At 65.9% G+C, this 1,229-nt stretch carries 1 protein-coding gene; it reads right to left on the bottom strand.

Translation table 11 applies throughout. From position 1 onward, the window contains the following. Nucleotides 1-28: 28 nt before the first annotated feature. Nucleotides 29-1,222: an MFS transporter gene (locus NW863_RS02730; RefSeq protein WP_414364239.1), complete on the bottom strand. Its 1,194-nt coding sequence runs from the start codon at nucleotides 1,220-1,222 to the stop codon at nucleotides 29-31. Nucleotides 1,223-1,229 lie beyond the last annotated feature (7 nt).

Raw genomic sequence — 1,229 nt, 5'->3', positions numbered from 1 at the left:
CGCGGCGTAGATCTGGTGCAGGGCTTTTTCATCGCCCGGCCCCAGCCTGTCCCCTTAGGATTAAGACCCAGAGGATAGCTGCCCCCGCGGCTTGAGCGGCTACCGAGAAGATGACCAAAGCGGGGAGAAAGAGATCGTAGAGCACCCCCATCAGGGCGCTGCCCAAAAACCAGGCCAGGCCGTAGATGCTGGTAAACAGCCCAAAGGCAAAGCCCCTCGCCTGGGCGGCCACCATGCCGGCTACTGCTGCCTTCATGACCGATTCCTGGGCGCCCAGGCCAATCCCCCAGAGCAGCATGCCCACCACCGTCAGCCCGTAGCTGCCGGAAAAGGCCAGCGGCGCAAAACCGGCAGACAGGACCACCGCCCCCAACAGGCTCCCCAGCCCCAGGCGGTCAAATAGCCAGCCCCAGCCCAGGGCGGCTAGGGCATCCACCCCCATGGCCAGGGCGTAGAGCAAGGGGATCCCTGCCGCCTCGCCACCTTGCTGCTGCAGGTGCAGGGCAATGAGGGAAAAGTCAGCAAACCCCATGGCCACACAGGCCGCTGCTGTGAGATAGAGCCAAAAGACCCTGGAAAAGCCTTTTGCTGGAGCGGTTTCCGGCTCCGGCTCAAAGTTGCGCGGGGTGGGATACAGCCATTGGGCCAGCCCCAGCACCCCTAGCCCCAGGGCCGCCGGGATCCCCAAGGCCAAGAATGCGCCTTGGAACCCGTAGCCAGCGGCAACCATTCCTGCCACCAGCAGCGGCCCTCCCACCGCCCCAATTTGATCCAAGGTCTCGTGCAGGCCAAACCCAATGCCCTGGCCCACCTGCAGCGCCGCATGGGAGAGCAACAGGTCCCGCGGCGGGGTGCGGATCCCTTTGCCCAGGCGCTCGGCCAGCAAAAGCAAAGCAGCCCCAGGCCAACTGCTCACCCAGGCCAGAGCGGGGATCACCGCCGTGTTGAGGACATAGCCCAGGGTGGTGAGCTGCCACTGCCCTCGACTGCGGTGCACGGGATCCCTACTGAGACGGTCGCTCCAGTAGCCCACGCCCAGGCGCAGCCCATAGGCCAGCAGCTCCCCCCCGCCGGCCACCAGGCCCACCACCGTGCCGCTGGCCCCCAGGGATCCCAAAAAAGCTCCGGAGATGCTGCGGGCCCCCTCGTAGGTGGCGTCGGCGCAGAGGCTGACGATCCCCAGCAAAACGATGAAGCGCCAAGCAGGAGAGAAAAGAGTCATGGCCGGC

This window comes from Synechococcus sp. B60.1 (assembly GCF_047462555.1).
Lineage (GTDB): Bacteria > Cyanobacteriota > Cyanobacteriia > Thermostichales > Thermostichaceae > Thermostichus.
This window is presented reverse-complemented; position numbering and strand designations above follow the sequence as displayed.

What these genes read in the sequence shown, in the direction of transcription:
- NW863_RS02730 (WP_414364239.1), bottom strand. Translation starts at nt 1,222, where the DNA reads ATGACTCTTTTCTCTCCTGCTTGGCGCTTCATCGTTTTGCTGGGGATC.